The organism is Ruegeria sp. B32, from assembly GCF_025141855.1.
Taxonomy (GTDB): Bacteria; Pseudomonadota; Alphaproteobacteria; order Rhodobacterales; family Rhodobacteraceae; genus Ruegeria; species Ruegeria arenilitoris.
The window spans coordinates 1,312,778-1,333,591 of the sequence record NZ_CP081106.1; the positions used below are offsets into that span (position 1 = coordinate 1,312,778).

Annotated in this window: 22 protein-coding genes; 11 read left to right on the forward strand and 11 right to left on the reverse strand. The window is 62.7% G+C overall.

What is annotated here, in order from left to right:
* The first annotated feature begins 3 nt into the window (after positions 1 to 3).
* Positions 4 to 1,308, forward strand: coding sequence for an NAD-dependent dihydropyrimidine dehydrogenase subunit PreA (preA, locus tag K3752_RS06715; protein ID WP_260065747.1), 1,305 nt, complete (start codon positions 4 to 6; stop codon positions 1,306 to 1,308).
* A gap of 43 nt (positions 1,309 to 1,351) precedes the next feature.
* Here preA and K3752_RS06720 read toward each other — a convergent pair whose 3' ends face one another.
* Entirely contained in the window at positions 1,352 to 1,960 is a 609-nt protein-coding gene (locus tag K3752_RS06720; RefSeq protein WP_093961802.1) for a TetR family transcriptional regulator C-terminal domain-containing protein, read from the reverse strand.
* A 171-nt stretch (positions 1,961 to 2,131) separates the two neighbouring features.
* Here K3752_RS06720 and K3752_RS06725 point away from each other — a divergent pair, with 171 nt between their 5' ends.
* From K3752_RS06725 to K3752_RS06770, 10 genes are all read left to right on the forward strand, one after another.
* Complete coding sequence (locus tag K3752_RS06725; protein ID WP_260065748.1) at positions 2,132 to 3,382, forward strand: Zn-dependent hydrolase; 1,251 nt, start codon at positions 2,132 to 2,134, stop codon at positions 3,380 to 3,382.
* Between the two features lie 72 nt (positions 3,383 to 3,454).
* Complete coding sequence (gene hydA, locus K3752_RS06730) at positions 3,455 to 4,909, forward strand: dihydropyrimidinase (RefSeq protein WP_170357549.1); 1,455 nt, start codon at positions 3,455 to 3,457, stop codon at positions 4,907 to 4,909.
* Between the two features lie 51 nt (positions 4,910 to 4,960).
* Positions 4,961 to 5,758: an ABC transporter ATP-binding protein gene (locus K3752_RS06735; protein WP_260065749.1), complete on the forward strand. Its 798-nt coding sequence runs from the start codon at positions 4,961 to 4,963 to the stop codon at positions 5,756 to 5,758.
* Entirely contained in the window at positions 5,758 to 6,189 is a 432-nt protein-coding gene (locus K3752_RS06740) for a GNAT family N-acetyltransferase (RefSeq protein WP_222458168.1), read from the forward strand. The genes K3752_RS06735 and K3752_RS06740 overlap by 1 nt, the downstream gene beginning before the upstream one ends.
* The gene (locus K3752_RS06745; RefSeq protein WP_170339626.1) at positions 6,186 to 7,103 is read left to right on the forward strand and encodes an ABC transporter permease; all 918 of its coding nucleotides are present in this window, start codon (positions 6,186 to 6,188) and stop codon (positions 7,101 to 7,103) included. The genes K3752_RS06740 and K3752_RS06745 overlap by 4 nt, the downstream gene beginning before the upstream one ends.
* Complete coding sequence (locus K3752_RS06750; RefSeq protein ID WP_260065750.1) at positions 7,100 to 7,945, forward strand: ABC transporter permease; 846 nt, start codon at positions 7,100 to 7,102, stop codon at positions 7,943 to 7,945. The genes K3752_RS06745 and K3752_RS06750 overlap by 4 nt, the downstream gene beginning before the upstream one ends.
* A 63-nt stretch (positions 7,946 to 8,008) precedes the next feature.
* Positions 8,009 to 8,998 carry an ABC transporter substrate-binding protein gene (locus tag K3752_RS06755; RefSeq protein WP_093961809.1) on the forward strand — a complete coding sequence of 330 codons (990 nt, stop codon included), beginning with the start codon at positions 8,009 to 8,011 and terminating at the stop codon, positions 8,996 to 8,998.
* Positions 8,999 to 9,151: 153 nt separating this feature from the next.
* On the forward strand, positions 9,152 to 9,865 hold the full coding sequence (locus K3752_RS06760; protein ID WP_260065751.1) for an ABC transporter permease: 714 nt from the start codon (positions 9,152 to 9,154) through the stop codon (positions 9,863 to 9,865).
* Complete coding sequence (locus K3752_RS06765; protein ID WP_260065753.1) at positions 9,858 to 10,592, forward strand: ATP-binding cassette domain-containing protein; 735 nt, start codon at positions 9,858 to 9,860, stop codon at positions 10,590 to 10,592. Before K3752_RS06760 ends, K3752_RS06765 begins: the two co-directional genes overlap by 8 nt.
* 19 nt (positions 10,593 to 10,611) lie before the next feature.
* Entirely contained in the window at positions 10,612 to 11,430 is an 819-nt protein-coding gene (locus K3752_RS06770) for a substrate-binding domain-containing protein (RefSeq protein ID WP_260065755.1), read from the forward strand.
* A 6-nt stretch (positions 11,431 to 11,436) separates the two neighbouring features.
* On the opposite strand, the gene K3752_RS06775 is transcribed toward K3752_RS06770, so the two are convergent.
* From K3752_RS06775 to K3752_RS06820, 10 genes are all read right to left on the reverse strand, one after another.
* The gene (locus K3752_RS06775; protein WP_260065757.1) at positions 11,437 to 12,309 is read right to left on the reverse strand and encodes a helix-turn-helix transcriptional regulator; all 873 of its coding nucleotides are present in this window, start codon (positions 12,307 to 12,309) and stop codon (positions 11,437 to 11,439) included.
* On the reverse strand, positions 12,310 to 12,435 hold the full coding sequence (locus K3752_RS06780) for a hypothetical protein (protein WP_254920111.1): 126 nt from the start codon (positions 12,433 to 12,435) through the stop codon (positions 12,310 to 12,312).
* A 13-nt stretch (positions 12,436 to 12,448) separates the two neighbouring features.
* Positions 12,449 to 13,711, reverse strand: coding sequence for a c-type cytochrome (locus tag K3752_RS06785; RefSeq protein ID WP_260065759.1), 1,263 nt, complete (start codon positions 13,709 to 13,711; stop codon positions 12,449 to 12,451).
* Positions 13,712 to 14,920: a formate dehydrogenase subunit gamma gene (locus tag K3752_RS06790; protein ID WP_170371226.1), complete on the reverse strand. Its 1,209-nt coding sequence runs from the start codon at positions 14,918 to 14,920 to the stop codon at positions 13,712 to 13,714.
* A gap of 71 nt (positions 14,921 to 14,991) precedes the next feature.
* On the reverse strand, positions 14,992 to 15,585 hold the full coding sequence (gene fdh3B / locus K3752_RS06795) for a formate dehydrogenase FDH3 subunit beta (RefSeq protein ID WP_005983764.1): 594 nt from the start codon (positions 15,583 to 15,585) through the stop codon (positions 14,992 to 14,994).
* Positions 15,586 to 15,596: 11 nt separating this feature from the next.
* On the reverse strand, positions 15,597 to 18,491 hold the full coding sequence (locus tag K3752_RS06800; protein WP_170442465.1) for a formate dehydrogenase subunit alpha: 2,895 nt from the start codon (positions 18,489 to 18,491) through the stop codon (positions 15,597 to 15,599).
* A 129-nt stretch (positions 18,492 to 18,620) separates the two neighbouring features.
* Complete coding sequence (locus K3752_RS06805; RefSeq protein ID WP_005983760.1) at positions 18,621 to 18,809, reverse strand: twin-arginine translocation signal domain-containing protein; 189 nt, start codon at positions 18,807 to 18,809, stop codon at positions 18,621 to 18,623.
* Positions 18,810 to 18,870: 61 nt separating this feature from the next.
* Positions 18,871 to 19,482 (reverse strand): molecular chaperone, encoded by a 612-nt coding sequence (locus K3752_RS06810; RefSeq protein WP_149775837.1) that lies wholly within the window; start codon positions 19,480 to 19,482, stop codon positions 18,871 to 18,873.
* A gap of 4 nt (positions 19,483 to 19,486) precedes the next feature.
* Entirely contained in the window at positions 19,487 to 20,056 is a 570-nt protein-coding gene (locus K3752_RS06815; protein WP_260065762.1) for a DUF3306 domain-containing protein, read from the reverse strand.
* Complete coding sequence (locus tag K3752_RS06820; RefSeq protein WP_260065764.1) at positions 20,053 to 20,607, reverse strand: DUF3305 domain-containing protein; 555 nt, start codon at positions 20,605 to 20,607, stop codon at positions 20,053 to 20,055. The genes K3752_RS06815 and K3752_RS06820 overlap by 4 nt, the downstream gene beginning before the upstream one ends.
* Positions 20,608 to 20,814 lie beyond the last annotated feature (207 nt).

A 20,814-nucleotide genomic window follows, 5' to 3' on the forward strand; every position in this document is an offset into this window, starting at 1 on the left:
TAAATGGCTGATTTGAAAACGAACTTTCTGGGTATCGAAAGCCCCAACCCCTATTGGCTGGCCTCGGCGCCGCCGACCGACAAGGAATACAACGTCCGGCGTGCCTTCGAGGCCGGATGGGGTGGCGTCGTGTGGAAAACGCTTGGGTCAGAAGGGCCGCCGGTGGTCAACGTGAATGGCCCCCGGTACGGGGCGATCTACGGGGCCGACCGGCGTCTGCTGGGCCTCAACAACATCGAACTGATCACCGACCGGCCGCTCGAGGTGAACCTCGAGGAGATGGCCCGCGTCAAGGCGGATTACCCGGATCGCGCGCTGATCGCCTCGATCATGGTGCCGTGCGAGGAGGAGGCGTGGAAAGCCATCCTGCCGCGTGTTGCCGAAACCGGCGCCGACGGGATCGAGCTGAACTTCGGCTGCCCGCACGGGATGAGCGAGCGCGGTATGGGCTCGGCCGTGGGGCAGGTGCCCGAATATATCGAAATGGTCACCCGCTGGTGCAAGAAATACTATGACCGTCCGGTGATCGTGAAGCTGACGCCCAACATCACCGACATTCGCAAGCCGGCGGCTGCGGCCAAGAACGGCGGGGCCGATGCGGTGTCGCTGATCAACACGATCAACTCGATCACCAGCGTCAATCTGGACACGTTCAGCCCCGAGCCCTCGATCGACGGCAAGGGCAGCCACGGCGGCTATTGCGGCCCGGCGGTCAAGCCCATCGCCCTGTCAATGGTCTCCGAGATCGCCCGCGCCGAGGCGACCCAAGGCCTGCCGATCTCGGGCATCGGCGGAGTGACCACATGGCGCGACGCGGCCGAGTTCATGGCGCTGGGCTGCGGCACGGTGCAGGTATGCACCGCGGCGATGACCTATGGGTTCAAGATCATCGACGAACTGACGGCGGGCCTGTCGCAGTGGATGGACGAGAAGGGCTATTCCAACGTCTCCGAGATCGTCGGGCGGGCCGTTCCGAACGTGACCGACTGGCAGTATCTGAACCTGAACTACGTCGCCAAGGCCAAGATCGATCAGGATCAGTGCATCAAGTGCGGCCGCTGCTACGCGGCCTGCGAGGACACCAGCCATCAGGCGATCTCCATGTCGCCCGACCGAGTGTTCGAGGTGATCGACGAGGAATGCGTGGCCTGCAACCTGTGCGTGGATGTCTGCCCGGTCGAGGGCTGCATCTCGATGGTGCCGATGGCGGCGGGCGACGTCGATCCGCGCACCGGCAAGGTGGTTCAGCCGGACTATGCCAACTGGACCACCCACCCGAACAACCCGATGGCCAAGGCCGCCGAATGACCGGCGTCAGATCACCAAAAGGGGCCGCGCTGCGGCCCTTTTTTCATGGGGTCAGCAGTTTTCGGTACAGGGTATCGATGAAGGGCGCAGCCCCTTCGAACGGGTCTTCGTCGCCCAGGATCGCGCGCACCTGAACATCGAAATCCGCATAGTGCTGGGTCAGCGCCCAGATCGAAAAGATCAGGTGATGTGGGTGCAGGCGGGCGATTTTGCCCTGGTCCATCCAGTGCGTCAGAACGGCCGCCTTCTGATCGACCAGCGCCTTCAGATCGTTCGACAGGGCGTCATGGATGCGGGGCGCGCCCTGCACCAACTCATTCGCGAACAGGCGGCTTTCGCGCGGCAACTCGCGGCTCATCTGCAGCTTGCGCTTGATGTACGAGAGGATCTCCTCCATCGGCTCGCCGTTTTCATCAAGGTCGTGCAGCGGCGCCAGCCAGGTGTCCAGCAGGCCGGACAGAAGCGCGGTGTGGATCGCCTCTTTGGACGGGAAATAATACAGAAGGTTCGGCTTGCTCAGCCCGGCCTCGGCCGCGATCTGATCGACGGTCGCCCCGCGAAAGCCGTGGGCCGAAAACACGTTCAGCGCGGCCTCGAGAATCGCGGCGCGGTTCTTTTTCTGAATTCGGGTCGGGGCGCGGTCTTTGGGCATGTATGCAGGGCGTCTCTTTTTCGAACAAGCAGGTGTTGAATATGCCGATTTTTGCATCGGCGCGATGCAATTTCTTGACTGATATCGAACCCGTGATAGCGTGAGTTTGACCAGATGGTCAAATCAAGACACCAAAAGCGAGCCAAATCGCAAGCAACAGGGAAGACGAACATGGCAGCTCCGGCGCAGAATCTCAGGATCAATGGCGACAGGTTGTGGGACAGCCTGATGGAGATGGCCAAGATTGGCCCGGGCGTTGCCGGAGGCAACAACCGCCAGACCCTGACCGACGAAGATGCCGAGGGCCGCGCGCTGTTCCAGAAATGGTGCGAAGAGGCCGGCTGTACCATGGGCCTTGACCAGATGGGCAACATGTTCGCCATGCGCCCCGGTACCGATCCCGATGCGCTGCCGGTCTATGTCGGTTCGCACCTGGATACGCAGCCGACGGGCGGCAAGTACGACGGGGTGCTGGGGGTTCTGGGCGCGCTCGAGATCATCCGCACCCTGAACGATCTGGGCATCAAGACCAAACACCCGATCGTGGCCACCAACTGGACCAACGAAGAGGGCACGCGCTTCGCCCCCGCCATGCTGGCCTCGGGCGTGTTCGCGGGGATGCACACGCAGGACTGGGCCTATGACCGCGAGGATGCCGAGGGCAAGAAATTTGGCGACGAGTTGCAGCGCATCGGTTGGCGCGGCGATGAAGAGGTCGGAGGCCGCAAGATGCATGCCTTCTTTGAGCTGCATATCGAACAGGGCCCGATCCTCGAGGCCGAAGGCAAGGATATCGGCGTCGTCACCCATGGGCAGGGCCTGAGCTGGACCCAAGTGACCGTGACCGGCAAAGACGCGCATACCGGATCAACCCCGATGCCGATGCGCAAGAATGCCGGGCTGGCGATGGCGCGCATTCTTGAAAAGGTGGACGAGATCGCCTGGTCGCACGCGCCCCATGCCGTGGGGGCTGCCGGGCATATCGACGTCTATCCGAACTCGCGCAACGTGATCCCGGGCAAGGTGGTGTTCACGGTCGATTTCCGCTCGCCCGAGTTGGACGTCATCAAGGACATGGAGAACCGGCTGCGCGTCGCAGCCGAGGACATCGTGGATGAGATGGGCCTGCAGGTCGCGTTCGAGAAGGTCGGCGGGTTCGACCCGGTGAAATTCGACGAGACCTGCGTCGCCGCCGTGCGCAATGCGGCCGAGCGGCTGGGCTATTCGCATACCAACATCATTTCGGGCGCGGGGCACGATGCCTGCTGGATCAACCGCGTGGCGCCGACCGCGATGGTGATGTGCCCCTGCGTTGATGGCCTGAGCCACAACGAGGCCGAGGAAATCAGCAAGGAATGGGCAACCGCCGGGGCGGATGTGCTGTTGCACGCGGTCGTCGAAACTGCGGAGATCGTGGAGTAGCCGGGGCCGCGCGCCCCCAATCCGCTGGAAAACCAACAGAGGCGCAACAGACGCGCCCGCAGGGAGTTGAACATGAGCACAGTCATCAAGAACGGAACCGTCGTTACCGCGGATCTGACCTACAAGGCCGACGTCAAGATCGAAGGCGGCGTGATCACCGAGATCGGGCCGGATCTGAAGGGGGATGAGCAACTGGATGCGACCGGCTGTTACGTCATGCCCGGCGGGATCGATCCGCACACGCATCTGGAAATGCCGTTCATGGGAACCTATTCCAGCGATGATTTCGAAAGCGGCACCCGCGCGGCGCTGGCCGGCGGCACGACCATGGTGGTGGACTTCGCGCTGCCGAACCCGGGCGAAAGCCTGCTGGATGCGCTCAAACGCTGGGACAACAAATCGACCCGCGCCAATTGCGACTATTCCTTCCACATGGCCGTGACGTGGTGGGGCGAACAGGTGTTCGACGATCTAAAAACCGTGATCGAACAGCGGGGCATCAACACCTTCAAGCATTTCATGGCCTACAAAGGCGCGCTGATGGTCAATGACGACGAGCTGTTCGCCTCGTTCAAGCGTCTGGCCGAGCTGGGTGGGATCGCGATGGTCCATGCCGAAAACGGCGACGTGGTGGCCGAGTTGCAGGCCAAGCTGTTGGCCGAAGGCAATACCGGCCCCGAGGCCCATGCCTATTCGCGCCCGCCGCAGGTCGAGGGCGAGGCCACCAACCGCGCCATCATGATCGCCGACATGGCCGGTGTGCCGCTCTATGTCGTGCACACCTCGTGCGAAGAGGCGCATGAAGCCATCCGTCGGGCCCGGATGCAGGGCAAGCGCGTCTGGGGCGAGCCGCTGATCCAGCACCTGACGCTGGACGACAGCGAATATGCGCATCCTGATTGGGATCACGCCGCGCGCCGGGTGATGAGCCCGCCGTTCCGCAACAAACAGCACCAGGACAGCCTTTGGGCGGGGCTTCAGTCGGGCTCGCTGAGCGTGGTCGCCACTGATCACTGCGCCTTCACGACCGAGCAGAAGCGGTTTGGTGTGGGTGATTTCACCAAGATCCCCAACGGAACGGGCGGCCTTGAGGATCGGATGCCGATGCTGTGGACCCATGGCGTGGCAACCGGGCGGCTGACGCCGAACGAATTCGTGGCCGTGACGTCAACAAACATCGCCAAGATATTGAATTGCTATCCGAAAAAGGGCGCCGTTCTGGTGGGCGCAGATGCCGATCTGGTGGTGTGGGACCCGGACAAGACCAAGACCATCAGCGCGGCGACGCAGCAATCGGCGATCGACTACAACGTGTTCGAGGGGCACGAGGTCAAAGGCCTGCCGCGCTTTACCCTGACCCGTGGACAGGTGGCGGTGCATGACGGCGAGATCCGCACGCAGGAAGGCCATGGCAAATTCGTCGCGCGTGAGGCCAACACCACCGTGAACAAGGCGCTGAGCACCTGGAAAGAACTGACCGCCCCGCGCCCGGTAGAGCGGTCGGGCATCCCGGCGACGGGGGTATGATGCACAAAGGTTACCGAACGGGCAAAAAAGCCAAAACTTCAAGGCAGTAGGATGACATCGGAAAGCAATACCCAGCCCGTGATCGAGGCAAAGAACCTCGACCTGACCTTCCAGACCAATGACGGACCCGTGCACGCCCTCAAGGACGTCAACCTGGCGGTCGACAAGGGCGAATTCGTCAGTTTCATCGGCCCTTCGGGCTGCGGAAAAACGACCTTCCTGCGCTGTGTCGCTGCGCTGGAAACGCCTACGGGCGGCACGCTGACCGTCAACGGCATGACTCCGGACGAGGCCCGCCGGAACCGGGCCTATGGCTATGTGTTCCAGGCGGCGGGCCTGTACCCGTGGCGGACCATCGCCAAGAACATCAAACTGCCGCTCGAGATCATGGGATATTCGGCTCAGGAACAGGAAGAACGTGTAAAGAACGTTCTGGAACTTGTTGATCTAGCAGGGTTTGGTGCAAAATTCCCCTGGCAGCTATCGGGTGGGATGCAGCAACGGGCCAGCATCGCGCGGGCGCTGGCCTTCGACGCCGATATCCTGTTGATGGACGAGCCTTTCGGCGCGCTGGACGAGATCGTGCGCGATCACCTGAACGAACAGCTTCTGGCGCTGTGGGCGCGCACCGGCAAGACGATCGGGTTTGTCACCCACTCGATCCCCGAGGCGGTGTATCTGAGCACCAAGATCGTGGTCATGAGCCCGCGCCCCGGGCGGATCACCGATGTGATCGACAGCCCTCTGCCCATGGTACGGCCGCTGGACATCCGCGACACGCCCGAATTCATCGAGGTCGCGCATCGCGTGCGCGAAGGGTTGCGCGCCGGGCATGGGGATGATGTGTGATGGGCAGGAATGACATCAGACGCGCGACCGAGGCGGATGTGCCAGCCTGCGCGGCGGTGGTCTCGGCCTGGGTCCGCCAGACCGAGTGGATGACGGATGAACTGCCCCAGCAGGAATTGGAGGCGCTGATCGCGCAGGCCTTCCCGGACCGCGAGATGTGGGTCGTCGGCGAACCCGTCGATTGCTACATGTCGGTCGATCCCGCGGCGCAGAAGGTCGGCGCGCTGTATTGCCTGCGGACCGGGCAGGGCATCGGCAAGCGCCTTCTGGACCGGGCAAAACAGGGGCGCAGCTTTCTGTGGCTGACGGCCCATCAACCGAATGCCGCCGCGCAACGGTTCTATCGCCGCGAGGGCTTTGTCGAGACCGGGACCGAGGCCGCAACGCCGCCCGAGACCGTCCCCGTGGTGCGGATGGAGTGGCACGCATGAAGCAGCTTGTTGCCGTTCTGACCGTTCTGCTGGCCATCGTTGTCATCTGGTACGCGGCCTGCATTCCGATGAACATCAAGGGCGTCCTGACCGAACAGGAACGCGCCGGGGCCGAAGTGGTTCCGCCTTCGGCCAAAGACCGTCGCGACATGGGGGAAATCGGTCTGGCGCTGCGCAACAGCTTTGCCATTCCGGCGACCTGGGCGCAGGACCGGCCGCGTCTGCCCGCGCCGCATCAGGTGGGCATCGAGCTGTGGGAGACCACGGTTCAGAAGAAGATCACCTCGAAACGGTCGCTGGTCTATCACGGCTGGGTGACGCTCAGCGCGACGATTCTGGGCTTTGCCATCGGCACGGGGCTGGGCATCCTGCTGGCTGTGGGGATCGTGCACAGCCGGGTGATGGACCTGTCGGTCATGCCCTGGGCCATCGTCAGCCAGACCATCCCAATCATCGCGCTGGCGCCGATGATCATCGTGGTGCTGTATTCGATCGGCATTCAGGGGATCATTCCCAAGGCGGTGATCTCGGCCTATCTGAGCTTCTTCCCGGTGGTCGTGGGCATGGTCAAGGGCCTGCGCAGCCCTGATGCGATGCAGTTGGACCTGCTGCGCACCTATAATGCAAGCAACGGGCAGGCGTTCTGGAAACTGCGCCTGCCGGCCTCGATGCCCTATCTGTTCGCCTCTCTCAAGATCGGGATCGCCGCGTCGCTGGTGGGGGCCATCGTCGGCGAACTGCCGACAGGCGCCGTGGCGGGGCTGGGCGCGCGTCTGCTGGCTGGCAGCTACTACGGCCAGACGGTGCAGATCTGGTCGGCGCTGTTTGCCGCGGCCATTCTTGCGGCCTGCCTGGTGGGCCTGTTGGGCCTGATCGAGCGGGCGGTGTTGAAACGCATGGGGATGGCGCAATGATGATGGTCGGTCTTGCAATCCTTTTGTGGCTGGCCGGTTGGTGGCTGAACACCCGCCTTGCCAGCGGACCTTATGCCGACACGCGGGCGGTGCGCATTCTGGCGCCGCTGATCTTCGGCCTGACCGTCATCGGGGTTTGGGAATTGCTGGTGCGCGGGCTTGAGGTGCCTCTGGTCATCCTGCCCGCGCCTTCGGTGATCTTTGAGCGGTTCTGGGACAGCTTGCCGATCCTTTGGGCCGATTTCGTGCAGACCATCATCAAGGGCGCGCTCAGCGGCTATGTCATCGGATGCGGCGCCGCCTTCCTGATGGCAATCGCCGTGGACCGGTGGGACTTCCTGCGGCTGGGCCTGTTGCCGGTGGGCAATTTCGTGGCCGCGCTGCCGATCGTAGGCACCGCGCCGATCCTTGTGATGTGGTTCGGGTTCGACTGGCATTCGAAGGCGGCCGTTGTGGTGGTGATGGTCTTTTTCCCGATGCTGGTGAACACGGTGGCCGGCCTGCGCGAAGCCACTGCAATGCAGCGCGACCTGATGGAGACCTATGCCGCAACCTATTGGCAAAGCTTTCTGAAGCTGCGGTTGCCCGCGGCCATGCCGTTTATTTTCAACGGGTTGAAAATTTCCACCACGCTGGCCCTGATCGGCGCTATCGTGGCAGAGTTCTTCGGCTCGCCCACTTTGGGCATGGGGTTCCGGATCTCGACCAGTGTCGGGCAATTGTCGCTGGACATGGTCTGGGCGGAAATCGTGGTCGCGGCACTGGCCGGAACCGCGTTCTATGGTCTGGTCGCCATGATCGAGAAATTGGTGACCTTCTGGCACCCGTCACAACGCAGTTAAGCGGAACAACAATTCAACAGACCCCGATAACGGGGCAGCACTAGCAACTAGGAGAAGATGAAGATGAACAAGCTACTGACCGGGGCCATAGCCGCCCTAGGATTCGCCGCAAGTTCGGCCTTTGCCGCAGACGAGGTGACGCTGCAATTGAAATGGGTCACGCAGGCCCAGTTCGCGGGCTACTACGTCGCCAAGGACAAGGGATTCTACGAAGAAGAGGGGCTGGACGTCACCATCCTGCCCGGCGGCCCCGACATCGCGCCCACGCAGGTGATCGCGGGCGGAGGCGCCGATGTGACCGTCGAATGGATGCCCGCAGCGCTGGCTGCGCGCGAAAAGGGCCTGCCGCTGGTCAACATTGCTCAGCCGTTCAAAAGCTCGGGCATGATGCTGACCTGCTGGAAGGATGCGGGCATTTCCTCGCCCGAGGACCTCAAGAACCGCACGCTGGGCGTCTGGTTCTTCGGCAATGAATTCCCGTTCATGAGCTGGATGAGCCAGCTGGGCATCGACACCGGCGGCAAGAGCGAAAACGGCGTCGAGGTCTTGAAGCAGGGCTTCAACGTCGACCCGCTGCTGCAGCGCCAGGCCGATTGCATCAGCACCATGACCTACAATGAATACTGGCAGGTGATCGACGCCGGCGTCAGCCCCGACGAGCTGGTGACCTTCAAGTACGAAGACCAGGGCGTGGCCACGCTGGAAGATGGCCTGTACGTGCTTGAAGAAAACCTCAGCGACCCGGCCTTCGTCGACAAGATGGAACGCTTCGTGCGCGCTTCGATGAAAGGCTGGAAATACGCCGAGGAGAACCCGGACGAGGCCGCCGAAATCGTGTTGGAAAACGATGCGACCGGTGCCCAGACCGAGGAACACCAGAAGCGAATGATGGGCGAGATCGCCAAGCTGACCGCAGGTTCGAACGGCGCGTTGGATCCGGCTGATTTCGAGCGCACGGTGAACACGCTGCTGGCCGGTGGCTCGGACCCGGTGATTACCAAAAAGCCGGAAGGCGCGTGGACCAGCCAGATCACGGATGCAGCCCTGAACTGATTGGTTGTACCATGACAACAATTCAGCGCGGCCCCCTGTGGGCCGCGTTTGTTTTTGCGGATGTCGGAATTTAACTGTCTTCAGAGGCAGTTTCCTCTATTATTCCTGTAAGATTTTGCGATCCCTACGAAAATTGGTGGATTTGGGAATAAAATGCAGGATTTTGCATCACAATTCAGCCAAGCAAGCCACCTGATCCTGACCGGGGATCCGGACCTTTGGGCGATCGTGACGCTGTCGCTGCAAGTTTCGGTGCTGGCTGTGTTGATTTCAGCCGTGATCGGGATGCCGGTTGGCGCGGCCTTGGCGGTGGCCCGCTTTCCCGGACGGCGCGCGTTGATCATTCTGATGAACGCACTGATGGGCTTTCCTCCGGTTGTCGTCGGCCTGCTGGTCTACCTGATGCTGTCCCGTTCGGGCCCGCTGGGCGTGCTGGAGCTTTTGTACACCCCAACCGCCATGATCATTGCCCAAACTGTGCTGGTGACCCCGATCGTCGCGGCGTTGACGCGGCAGGTGATCGAGATGCTGGCCGAGGAATATTCGGAACAGTTGCGTTCGTTGGGAGTGTCGCGGTTGGCCTCGGTGCCGGTGCTTTTGTGGGACGCGCGTCTGGCGTTGGTGACTGCATTGCTGGCCGGGTTCGGACGAGCCATCGCCGAAGTCGGCGCGGTGATTATCGTCGGCGGCAACATCAACCATGTGACACGGGTCATGACGACGACGATTGCGTTGGAGACCTCGAAGGGAAATCTGGCCCTGGCGCTGGCCTTGGGGACGATCCTGATCGGAATTGCCGTGGCCGTGAATGCGGCAGTCAGCGCCCTGACGCTTCGGGCCGAGCAGGAAGGGTTGCGCCATGCGTGATCTGATGCCAGAAATGCCCAATTGTCTGCAGGCCGATGGGCTGCGAGTGGAACGCAATGGCAAGCTGTTGTTGGATGTTCCGCAGCTGATGATGGATGGTCCGGGGCCGACTTTGATCCTTGGGCCAAACGGTGCTGGCAAAAGCCTGCTGCTGCGTTGCCTGCATGGTTTGATCAAGGCGGATGCGGGGCAGGTTCGGCAGGATGGCGGTGTTCTGAATGCGGCCCACAAAGCCCGGCAGGCGATGGTGTTCCAGCAACCGGTTCTGCTGCGCCGCACGGTGTCTGCCAATCTGGATTTTGTTTTGAAACGGCTGGGGCTCGGCAGGGCTGCTCGGAAAAACCGGATCCAGGAACTTCTGGCCGAAGGAGGGCTTGAGACCAAGGCCCGGCAGTCGGCGCGCTCGCTGTCGGGTGGCGAGGCACAGCGTCTAGCCATCCTTCGCGCGCTTGCGCTTGGCCCCGAGACCCTGTTCCTGGACGAACCCACCAGCGCCCTTGATCCCGCGGCGACCCAAATGATCGAGGCGATGATCCTGCGCGCCTCGGCCCGGGGGGTGCGGATCGTGATGGTTACCCACGACGTCGGGCAAGCCCGTCGGTTGGCGGCGGATATCGTGATGATGCAGGGCGGACGCGTGGTCGAGCATGGCGCCGCCAAACAGGTGCTGGAAGCGCCACAATGTCAGGCCTCGCGCCAGTATCTGGCGGGCTGGCTGGTCACATAACAACAACCGGAGGCAATCCATGTTTCGCGCAGCAATCAAAAGCGCAATGATCCTGTTCGGGCTGTTCGCCGGTCCGGCGGCGGCCGAAGAACCATTCATTGTCGTGCAGTCCACGACATCGACCCAGAATTCCGGCCTTCTGGACTTTATCCTTCCAGGGTTCGAGGCGGAAAGCGGGATCGATGTCCGTGTTGTCGCCGTGGGGACGGGGCAGGCGATCCGAAATGCGATCAACGGCGACGGTGACGTTCTGCTGGTGCATGCCAAGCCGGCGGAAGAGCAATTCGTGGCCGACGGCTGGGGTGTCGAGCGGCGGGACGTGATGTACAACGACTTTGTCTTGGTGGGGCCGAAATCGGACCCGGCCAAGATCAAAGGTGGCGACGACGCGGTTGCCGCGTTGGCAGCGATCGCGCAGGCCAAAGCTCCGTTCGCGTCGCGCGCTGATGACAGCGGGACCCACAAGGCGGAGAAGGCTCTTTGGAGCCTGTCCGGAACGTACCCGACCTTGTCTTCGGGCGAGTGGTACCGCGAGACCGGATCGGGCATGGGCGCAACGCTCAACCTTGCTGCGGGCATGGATGCCTATGCCCTGACCGATAGGGCCACATGGCTGTCGTTCGGCAACAAGGGAAACCTCGAGATCCTGGTCGAAGGCGATCCTCGGCTGTTCAATCAATACGGAGTGATCCTCGTGAACCCCGAAAAGCATCCGCGGGTCCGGGCGGCCGCGGGCAAAAGGTTCATCGATTGGCTCACTGGCCCGGACGGTCAGGAAGCAATCGCGGCGTACAAATTGAACGGTGAGCAACTCTTCTTTCCGAACGCGCAGCAATAGGGCCGGTCAGTCACTTGCGCCGTTGTGATGGATCTGTCCCAAGCCGGACAGATCGTATCCGCCCAATTCATCGGCGCGACGCCTGAATTTGTCCGTACCCAGAAAAGTCAGCAGTTTCTGCATCGGTGGATCGAAACACGACCGCCGCCAGATGGCGAGGTCGAGACGTTCGGAATGGGTCGGAACGAAGCCCAACCCGTAGAGGCGCGCCAGGGCTCCGATGCCGAACCCTGCCTCGGCCTTCCGGTCATGCAGGGCGATTGCCAGTTCCTCTTCGGTGCGGGCGCAAGTCGGCAAGGCGTCAAGATCGGCGCGGCTCAGACCGCAGCTCTCCAACTGGGCATCGAACAAGTGCTGACTGGCTGCGCTGTCCTGGCGCAGCACGACACGGCGGCCCTTCAGGTCACCAAAATCGGAAATTCCCTGAACCCCGTGGGCCAGCAACAGGCCGCGCTGGCGGCTTGCGACCTCGTACAGAACCACGGGCGCCTCACCCAGCGCGTCGCGGACGGAATTGATATTGAACCCGCCCGGTTCATGAATGTGCAGCACCGCGGCCTGTGCGTCACGTCGCGCAAGGCGGTTCAGCCCGTCGAATGAACCGTCGTAATAAGTGGCCAACCCCGAGCCGCTTTCGCGCAGCGCCCAATCCAATAGCGGGTCATGGCTACCAGCCACGATATCGGGCAGGGGCGGTTTGACCGTGTCCGGCCCGGTACGCGACGCATTGAGCCAGGCCAGTACCTCGGCCCGGGGAAAGAGAAGTTTTCCCATCGCTTTCACGCAGGGCACTTCGCCTGAAGACGCCAGATCATAGGCCTTGCGTTCGCCAATGCGCAGCAGGTCCGCCAACTCTCGTGTGGTCAGGAATTCGGACATTCAGTCTAGTCGCACCGAGGAGCCGGTCTGTGTCTCGGCGGCTGAGTGCCCGAGTTGCTTCAAAACCAGCGGTGCGCCGGCAGTAATGACGACCATTGCGGCGGCAGCTGCAAGAAAGGCTTTCATCTTATCCTCCGGCTTAGTCTGCGGGCGCTGTTGCGCTGCGCAGGAATTCAATCAGGTCGGTGCGGTCCTGCGCCTGCGCGATCCGCTGCATCGGCATCTTCGACCCCGGAATGTAGTGGTCCGGCCCTTGGTCGAAAAGAGCGTTTATCGTCTGTTCGTTCCAAATGATATCAGACCCTTGCAGCGTTTCCGAGTAGATATAGCCGGGCAAGGTCCCAGCCTTACGCCCGAATACGCCATGCAAGGTCGGCCCAGCCCGGCGCTGATCGTCCGGCGTCAGGCTATGGCAGATTGAACATTTCCGTGCGAACTGCCGTTCTCCGTTGTTCATGTCGTCGGGGTCTTTCAGAAAACTCGGCTCTTGGCTCGCCATTCGTTCCTGTGACCCCAGCGCGGCCACCGGCCAGCTGTACATGGCCTGATCCAACCCGCCTGCGTGCAGGTTTTCTCCATCGGGGGAAAAGGCCAGTGCCCAGACCGGGCCGCGCAGCGTTGCTCGGAAATCCTGCGCGATCCGCCAGTCCCGTGTGTCGATGATCATGATGTAGCCCTCGCCATCGCCCACCGCCAGCAGCGACCGATCCGGGCTGAGGGCGAGCGCAAGGATCGGGCGTCGGTCCAGCGTGAAATCGCGCTCGGCCCCGGTGGTCAGGTCCAGAATGCGGGTCACGCCATCGACCGCGCCATAGGCGATCCATCCGTCTTGGGCGTTCAGGACTAGTTCGTTGATGCCGAATCCGTGCTCGACCAGCCGCGCGGTTTCCGCCCCGGTCGTCACGTCCCAGACCCGCAGGCTGCCGTCGACCCCGGCGGAATACAGCGTCCGCCCATCCGGCGCGAAGGCCACCGCATTGACGCCGCTACCCGTTGGGCCCAGCAACTTGCGCGCACCGCCCTCGGTGGGCCAAAGGCCGATGGTCCCGTCCCAGCTGGCAGTCGCCACTAGGGTCTTTGAGGCGGCAATCCCGACAACCTTGCCCTTGTGTTGACCAACGACCTGTCCACCGGGCCAACGGCGCAGGGTAAAGTCGTCGCCGGCCGAATAGATCGCGGTGCCGTTAAAAGCCACCGCGTTCACGGCAGCCTCGTGACCTTCCAGCCAGTCCGGCTGCTGCCCGGACCACAGGCCCACGGAATTGTCGAAACTGGCGGTGGCAATGCGCCCGTCCGGGGCTGTGGCGATGTCCATGATCGGTCCGCCATGGCCCTTGAGCGTGTAGAAATCCGCCGCCAACGGCAGCGGCAGCAGGGCCAGCGCCAAAGCCAGCCCGCGCATCTATTCGGCAGGCGAGGCCGCGGCGTCGCTGGCCTCCTGCGCCTTTACCTCTTCCAGCCACAGCGAATGGTGCTCGCGCGCCCATTGCTCTTCGACCTCGCCGGTACCCATGGCGTCAAACGCGCCCTCCATGCCGACCGAGCCGAGGTAGATATGGGCTAGGATGATGGCGATGAAGGCATAGGCGACCATGACATGCCAGATCTGGGCATATTGCATCTCTTCCTGCGGAGACATCTGCGTGGGCAAGTCCAAGCCCATCAGTTGGGGTAAACCGGTCGCGTTGGCGATCGAAAACGTCTTGGCGAACATCGGAAGCTCGAATGGGAACAGCAGCGACAGACCCGACAGGCTGATCGAGACGCCAAGCAGAATGCACAGCCAGAAAATGATCTTTTGACCGGCGTTGAATTTCTTGGCCGGGGGGTGGCTGCCTTTGGTGAACAATCCGCCGCCTGCCGCCAACCATTTCAGGTCGGTCCGGTTGGGGATGTTGTGGGCGATCCAGTTCACGGTGATGATGACCAATCCCAGCATGAAGGCCCAGGCCAGATTGTTGTGCAACCACTTGCAGCCTTGCGCGATGGTGGCGAACCCTTCCTTGCCGAACAGTGGGATCAGGAAATCCCGGCCATAGAGCGTCAGCAGGCCGGTCAATCCAAGTATCAGGAACGAGCCGGCAAACAGCCAGTGCCCGAACCTTTCAAATCCTGAAAACCGGGTGACCGTGCGGCCCGTTTTCTCGCCGTCGATGCGGATGCGCCCTCGGATCAGGAAAAACAAAAGCAGAACGACCAGCATCCCGCCCAGAATGTAGGTTCCGTATTCACGCAACGGACCGGTGCGGAAAGTCCACCACCACATGCCACCGTCCTGGATCAGCACGCCGGCAGCCGGCCCTTTGGTCGACACGGTGACATCGGCTGAGCCATAGCGGATGGCGCGATACACATCGCTGTCCGAAGCCACGCCGCGCGTACCCAACTGACCCAGCAGCCCTTCGGCATTGCCTTGCCCGGTATTCTGTGCGCGATAGCTGTTGTCGACCTTCTCGCCGCGTTGCCGGGCCAGAATATCCTCGAGCGTCGTGGCGCCACCGGTCTGCGCGCGCGGGGCAGCGGCTGGTTCGTCTGTGCCGGTCGTGTCCTGTGCAAGCGCGCCGTGCGCGATCCCAAGTGTCAACGTCAAAGCCAGAAAAATGCGCAGCATCGGAACCTCGGTATCAATCCAAAATCGGGTGACCCACCTGCGCGGGTCACCCGTGTTGTCAGGCTGGGGTCTCAGCCGTCCTTCTGGTCGTAGGCCGTGCCCCAACCCCAGGCGCCCGAGCCGAACCCGCGCGCCACGACGCGTTCGCGGTAGATGGCCGATACCACGTCACCGTCACCGGCGAGCAGGGCCTTGGTCGAACACATCTCGGCGCAGATGGGCAGTTTGCCCTCAGCGATCCGGTTGCGGCCGTATTTGGCGAACTCTGCGGTCGAGTGCGTTTCCTCGGGACCGCCGGCGCAGAAGGTACATTTGTCCATCTTGCCGCGCGATCCGAAGTTGCCGGCCTGCGGGTATTGCGGCGCGCCGAAGGGGCACGCATAGAAGCAATAGCCGCAGCCGATGCACAGGTCCTTGGAGTGCAGGACGACGCCTTCTTCGTTCTGATAGAAGCAGTCGACCGGGCACACAGCCATGCAGGGCGCATCCGAACAATGCATGCAGGCGACCGAGATCGAGCGTTCACCCGGTTTGCCGTCATTGATCGTCACCACCCGGCGGCGGTTGATGCCCCAAGGGACCTCGTGTTCGTTCTTGCACGCGGTCACGCAGGCGTTGCACTCGATGCAGCGTTCAGCGTCGCAGAGAAACTTTGCTCTAGCCATTGTCGTCCTCCTTACGCTGCCCAGATCTTGCAGAGAGTCGCTTTGGTCTCCTGCATCTGGGTCACTGAATCATAGCCATAGGTCTGGGCGGTGTTGGTGCTTTCACCCAGCACGTACGGGTCGGCGCCTTTCGGGTATTTCTCCCTCAGGTCCGCGCCCTGGAAATGGCCGCCAAAGTGGAAGGGCATGAAGGCCACGCCGGCACCGACCCTTTCGGTCAGCATTGCCATCACCTTGACCTTGCCACCCTCGGGACCTTCGACCCAGACCTGCGATCCGTCGCGAATGCCAAGGTTGTTGGCGTCACGAGGATTGATCTCGACGAACATGTCCTGCTGCAGCTCGGCCAGCCACGGGTTCGACCGTGTCTCGTCGCCGCCACCTTCATATTCGACCAGACGACCTGACGTTAGGATTATCGGGTAATCCTTTGAAAAGTCGTTCTTCTGGATCGAAGCATACAAGGTCGGAAGGCGATAGGCCTGACGGTCCTCGTAGGTGGGATAGTCGGCCACCAGGTCACGCCGCGGCGTGTACAGCGGCTCGCGGTGCAGCGGGATCGGATCCGGGAAGGTCCAGACCACGGTGCGGGCCTTGGCGTTGCCGAAGGGCGCACAGCCATGCTTGATGGCCACCCGCTGGATGCCGCCCGACAGGTCGGTCTTCCAGTTGGTCTTGGGCCCGGCCACTGCGTCGATGGCCGCGCGTTCTTCGGCCGTCAGGTCGCCATCCCAGCCCAGATCCATCAGCATCTGCATCGTGAACTCGGGGTATCCGTCCTGGATTTCCGAGCCGACGCTGTAGACCCCTTCGGCCAGCAGGTTCTGACCGTCACGCTCGACGCCGAAACGCGCGCGGAAGGTCAGGCCGCCCTCGGCCACCGGTTTGGACATGTCATAGAGGTTCGGCGTCCCCGGATGCCCCATCTCGGCGGTGCCCCAGCAGGGCCACGGCAGACCGTAGTATTCGCCGTCATTCGGACCGCCCACCGCCTGCAGCGTCGTTCTGTCGAACGTGTGCTGGTTGGCCATATGGCTTTTGATCCGCTCTGGCGACTGACCGGTATAGCCGATCGTCCACAGCCCCGCGTTGAACTCGCGCGTGATGCTTTCGACATTCGGGGTTTCGGGGTCCTCCATCTCGATATTGCGGAAGAACCGATCCGCCCAGCCGAATTTGTTGGCGAACTTGGCCATGATGACCTCGTCCGGCAGGCTTTCGAACAGCGGATCGACCACCTTGTCGCGCCACTGCAGCGAGCGGTTCGAGGCCGTGACCGAGCCACGGGTTTCGAACTGCGTGCAGGCCGGCAGCAGATAGACGCCATCGGTCCGGTCATGCAGGACGGCGGAAACGGTGGGATACGGGTCGATCACGACCAGCATGTCCAGCTTTTCCATCGCCGTCTTCATTTCGACCATCCGGGTCTGCGAGTTGGGCGCGTGGCCCCACAGAACCATGGCGCGGACGTTGTTGGGCTGATCCATGTTCTCGGGATCTTCCAGAACACCGTCGATCCAGCGCGAAACCGGGATGCCCCGTTCGTTCTGCAGCGACTTGTCCTTGCCGTCCTTGTCCTTGACCATTGCGAACTGGCCAGCCAGCCACTCCGGTTCCTCGCCCCAGACGCGGGCCCAGTGACCCCATGCGCCTGCGGACAGGCCGTAATAGCCGGGCAGGGTGTGGGACAGAACGCCCAGATCGGTTGCGCCCTGCACGTTGTCATGGCCGCGGAAGATGTTGGTGCCGCCGCCAGAGGTGCCCATGTTGCCCAACGCCAGCTGCAGCACGCAGTAGGCGCGCGTGTTGTTGTTGCCGTTGGTGTGCTGGGTGCCGCCCATGCACCAGATCACGGTGCCGGGACGGTTGTTGGCCAGCGTCCGCGCCACGCGCTTGAGCTGCGATCCCGGCACGCCGGTGACGCGCTCAGTCTCTTCGGGGGTCCAGTTGGCGACCTCCTCGCGGATCTGGTCCATGCCCCAGACACGGGTGCGGATGAACTCTTTGTCTTCCCAGCTGTTGTCGAAAATGTGCCACAGGATGCCCCAGATCAGCGCCACGTCGGTGCCGGGGCGGAAGCGGACATATTCGTCGGCATGGGCCGCGGTGCGCGTAAAGCGCGGATCGCAGACGATCAGCGGGGCGTTGTTCTGTTCCTTCGCCCGCAGGACGTGCAGCAGCGAGACTGGGTGCGCCTCGGCCGGGTTGCCGCCGATGATGAAGATCGCCTTGGAATTGTGGATGTCGTTGTAGCTGTTGGTCATGGCGCCGTAGCCCCATGTATTCGCAACACCCGCAACGGTGGTCGAGTGGCAGATCCGCGCCTGGTGGTCCACGTTGTTGGTGCCCCAGTAGGCCGCGAACTTGCGGAACAGATAGGCCTGTTCGTTGTTGTGCTTGGCCGAACCCAGCCAATAGACGCTGTCAGGTCCGCTTTCCTCGCGGATGCTCATCATGCCGTCGCCGATCTCGTCGATCGCCTGTTCCCAGCTGATGCGCTTCCACTCGCCACCCTCTTTCTTCATCGGGTATTTCAGGCGGCGTTCGCCATGGGCGTGTTCCCGGACCGAAGCCCCCTTGGCGCAATGGGCGCCCAGGTTGAACGGGCTGTCCCAACCGGGTTCCTGCCCGATCCAGACACCGTTCTGCACTTCGGCAACCACGGTACAGCCGACCGAGCAATGCGTGCAGACGGATTTGATGTTCTCGACAGCCGTGTTGGCTGCGGTCTGGGCGCTGGCGGGCGACACGGTTCCACCCGTGGCGCTGATCGCGGCCAGGCCGCCGATCGTCAGGCCCGAGCCACGCAGGAACGCGCGGCGATCGACGCTCTTTTCGCCGATTTGGGACAGGATACTTGTCCGCTGGGGGCGTCTCGCAACCCCGTTGGTCTTTTTCCTAAGCATTTCCTTCCTCCCTTGCTGGCCATGTTGATCATGGCTGGCTTGGTGTTTCGAAATCGACGTCAGGGCCAATCGCAACCTTCAGCCGAGTGTGACCACGTCCGGACTTGCGCCGGGCGTCGCCGGGGCGGCCTAGAAGCGCGCGCTGTCGAAATAGGCGCGGGTATGCGCCGTGTCCTGAATGCGGGTCTCGTCCGAGGGTTGCTCGGCTGCTTCGGCCTCGGTTCCCAGGCTGGCCGCTGCAACGGCTGCCGGGGCCGCGGTGCCCGCCAGTTTCAGGAAGTCGCGGCGGCTGGCGCCGGTCTCCTTGGTCTTGCTCATGGGATCCTCCTTTCCCATTTGCGGTTCAGCGCCCGCCGGGGCGCCAGCGAATGACGGCCGCCTAGTGCGTCGTCATGCGGAAGGCCTCGCGTTCGATCTCCATGAAGACCCGGCCGGCGGTGCCGACCGAGGCATAGAGAACCGAATGTTCGGCTGCTTCCAGGTCCGAGAAAAAGTGCTCGGCCCAGGGGCCGATGTGCTTGTTCCAGAACGTCTTTTGATCTTCCAGCGTGGCCGGGCCGCCGAAACGGCCGACGATCATGCCACCCATCATCTCCATCAGCGAGGCGATGTTGTCTTCGGGTTCGAACACGTTTGCCGCCCGGGTGATGCCCCGCGCCGCCATGTCGTTGCGCAGCTGCGCCAGCGGTTTCTCATTCAGGAAACCGGTCAGATAGAAGCTGGCATAGGGCAGCAGTTCTCCGCGCCCCAGCCCGATGAACAATGCGTTGAACTCGCGCTCGGCCGCTTCAGGCTTGGTCACTTTGGCCACGCGGGCCATGGCCTGAATAGCCTGGCCCAGATCGGTCTCGTCCCCCGACAGCGCCGCGATCTGGCTCAGCAGAGTCTGGTCAGGCGGTGTGGCCAGCAGCAGGCCCAGAAAGTTGTAGAAATCCGCGCGCAGACGGTCCTCGGGGGAAATCTCGAACGTCTGCGGGTCGCGAATGTTCATCGGGTCATCCTTCGAATTCGAATTTCATGCGCCGCGGGGCCGGGGGGCGTTCGTCCTCATCCGGTTGGATGGCGTCTGCCACTTCGACAGGGGGCGCAGGCTCGGCTTCAGGCTCGGGCGTTTCGGTTGCTGGCTCGGCTTCGGCCTCGACCGGGTGTTCTTCGGCTTCCGTCTGCTCGGCCAGCGCCTCGATATGGCGCAACATGCCTTTGCCCACCTGGTAAGCCGTCTGCAGGTTTTCGACCACGCAGGCGGCGTCGGTGTAGTCCTCACCGTAATCGACCAGCCCGTCCACATTCGCCAGCACCGGGTTCAACCGCCACAAGCGCCGCAAGGCACGGCGGCGCAGACGGTCCGGCACGGCCTTGGCCATGAAGCCCGAAACATCGTCGCCCGCCTGCAGCAGGTCCGGGTCGGGCAGGTCAAGTTCGGCCAAAATCTCGGCGTCGGTCTTGTCTTCCAGTTCGGCCTGCTGCGCGGCGATTTCCTGCGCGGTCAGGGCCTCTTGTTCGGAATGCGCTTCGGCCTGCACGGCGGCCTTGCGGCGAGACCAGAAATCCTGTCGGGTGCTCATTGTACGGCCCTCCGCGGGGCGCGGTAGACATCCGAGGTCTGGCGGATGCGCGCATCGCCCTTGCCATCTTCTACAAGATCCACCCGTTTCTTGTCGCGGCGGCGTTTGACGAACACCTCATCGCGGTGATGGGCCACAGTGAAATCGCGCACCCAGGCGATCAAGCCTTCGGTCATAGGGATCTTTTCCACGATCTCTTCGCCGGTATCGGCATAGTCCTGCCCTTCATAAGGTGACGCTGTGATCAGAAACGCGTTCAGCGGGCGATCACCTTCGGCATCGTCACGCAGGACAAGATACAGCGATGGCTGGCTGTCCGAGAGATTGGCCATATAGGCCTCGGTTTCGTCGGACCAGAGTTTCAAGGGCAGGGTGGCAGCGTGGTATTCGACCGCGTCGCCCTCGCGGCGCAGTTCGACCCAGTCGGCGGGCGGGGCGCCGGGCAGCATCGCGACAGCGCGCCAATTCCACCGGGCCCAGCGAGTGACCCCCGGTGTCTTGCGCACGACGACGCCAACCGGCATTTCGATCTGTTTTGCGGCCTCGGCCACTTTGATCCTCCCCGGAAAAGCTCTCCCCTGCTTTCCCTTAGGTTCACTATGGTACACAAATGGGCCACGTGCCAAGTCCGCAGCGGCCTGAAATGGTCGTGATTTGGAAAAAAGTCGTCGCAAATGGGTCGCGGCGGCGATCAACGGTCTTTGGCGGGCGACACAGAGTTTCTGACCAGAACCGGCCGCCACACGTTGCATGGGCGG

Bases quoted from the DNA above. Each gene is read 5' to 3' on its own strand.
- preA (WP_260065747.1), top strand. From the start codon at position 4: ATGGCTGATTTGAAAACGAACTTTCTGGGTATCGAAAGCCCCAACCCC.
- K3752_RS06720 (WP_093961802.1), bottom strand. From the start codon at position 1,960: ATGCCCAAAGACCGCGCCCCGACCCGAATTCAGAAAAAGAACCGCGCC.
- K3752_RS06725 (WP_260065748.1), top strand. From the start codon at position 2,132: ATGGCAGCTCCGGCGCAGAATCTCAGGATCAATGGCGACAGGTTGTGG.
- hydA (WP_170357549.1), top strand. From the start codon at position 3,455: ATGAGCACAGTCATCAAGAACGGAACCGTCGTTACCGCGGATCTGACC.
- K3752_RS06735 (WP_260065749.1), top strand. From the start codon at position 4,961: ATGACATCGGAAAGCAATACCCAGCCCGTGATCGAGGCAAAGAACCTC.
- K3752_RS06740 (WP_222458168.1), top strand. From the start codon at position 5,758: ATGGGCAGGAATGACATCAGACGCGCGACCGAGGCGGATGTGCCAGCC.
- K3752_RS06745 (WP_170339626.1), top strand. From the start codon at position 6,186: ATGAAGCAGCTTGTTGCCGTTCTGACCGTTCTGCTGGCCATCGTTGTC.
- K3752_RS06750 (WP_260065750.1), top strand. From the start codon at position 7,100: ATGATGATGGTCGGTCTTGCAATCCTTTTGTGGCTGGCCGGTTGGTGG.
- K3752_RS06755 (WP_093961809.1), top strand. From the start codon at position 8,009: ATGAACAAGCTACTGACCGGGGCCATAGCCGCCCTAGGATTCGCCGCA.
- K3752_RS06760 (WP_260065751.1), top strand. From the start codon at position 9,152: ATGCAGGATTTTGCATCACAATTCAGCCAAGCAAGCCACCTGATCCTG.
- K3752_RS06765 (WP_260065753.1), top strand. From the start codon at position 9,858: ATGCGTGATCTGATGCCAGAAATGCCCAATTGTCTGCAGGCCGATGGG.
- K3752_RS06770 (WP_260065755.1), top strand. From the start codon at position 10,612: ATGTTTCGCGCAGCAATCAAAAGCGCAATGATCCTGTTCGGGCTGTTC.
- K3752_RS06775 (WP_260065757.1), bottom strand. From the start codon at position 12,309: ATGTCCGAATTCCTGACCACACGAGAGTTGGCGGACCTGCTGCGCATT.
- K3752_RS06780 (WP_254920111.1), bottom strand. From the start codon at position 12,435: ATGAAAGCCTTTCTTGCAGCTGCCGCCGCAATGGTCGTCATTACTGCC.
- K3752_RS06785 (WP_260065759.1), bottom strand. From the start codon at position 13,711: ATGCGCGGGCTGGCTTTGGCGCTGGCCCTGCTGCCGCTGCCGTTGGCG.
- K3752_RS06790 (WP_170371226.1), bottom strand. From the start codon at position 14,920: ATGCTGCGCATTTTTCTGGCTTTGACGTTGACACTTGGGATCGCGCAC.
- fdh3B (WP_005983764.1), bottom strand. From the start codon at position 15,585: ATGGCTAGAGCAAAGTTTCTCTGCGACGCTGAACGCTGCATCGAGTGC.
- K3752_RS06800 (WP_170442465.1), bottom strand. From the start codon at position 18,491: ATGCTTAGGAAAAAGACCAACGGGGTTGCGAGACGCCCCCAGCGGACA.
- K3752_RS06805 (WP_005983760.1), bottom strand. From the start codon at position 18,809: ATGAGCAAGACCAAGGAGACCGGCGCCAGCCGCCGCGACTTCCTGAAA.
- K3752_RS06810 (WP_149775837.1), bottom strand. From the start codon at position 19,482: ATGAACATTCGCGACCCGCAGACGTTCGAGATTTCCCCCGAGGACCGT.
- K3752_RS06815 (WP_260065762.1), bottom strand. From the start codon at position 20,056: ATGAGCACCCGACAGGATTTCTGGTCTCGCCGCAAGGCCGCCGTGCAG.